The sequence below is a fragment of the Pseudomonas sp. F220 genome, assembly GCF_057813935.1.
The window spans coordinates 1-326 of record NZ_JBVASJ010000155.1; the positions used below are offsets into that span (position 1 = coordinate 1).

Sequence of the window (326 nt, forward strand, 5' to 3'; positions counted from 1 at the left end):
AGCGATTTAAGAACTGTCGCTCAACGAGGTATTGGACTCAAGGCTGCTGCCGTGTTGCCGCCAACACAATCTCCCGGATGCACACATGTTGCGGCTGTTCGTAGGCATAACGAATCGCTGAGGCGACATCGTCGGCACTGAGCACGGTGCCGCCCATGTCTTGCTTCCACGCCTGATAGCCGGTTTTGATCGCTTCGTCGGTGGTGTGGCTGAGCAGCTCGGTTTCCACGGCGCCAGGTGCAATGGTGATCACTCGGACGTTGTGCGGTGACAGCTCTTCACGCAGGTTTTCCGAAATGCCATGGACCGCGAACTTGGTGCCTACG

Annotated in this window: 1 protein-coding gene; it reads right to left on the reverse strand. The window is 57.7% G+C overall.

Annotated features, from left to right (window positions below):
* Positions 1-37: 37 nt before the first annotated feature.
* On the reverse strand, positions 38-326 hold a 289-nt coding region (locus ACZYSM_RS29425; protein WP_489077215.1), incomplete at its 5' end, for an SDR family oxidoreductase.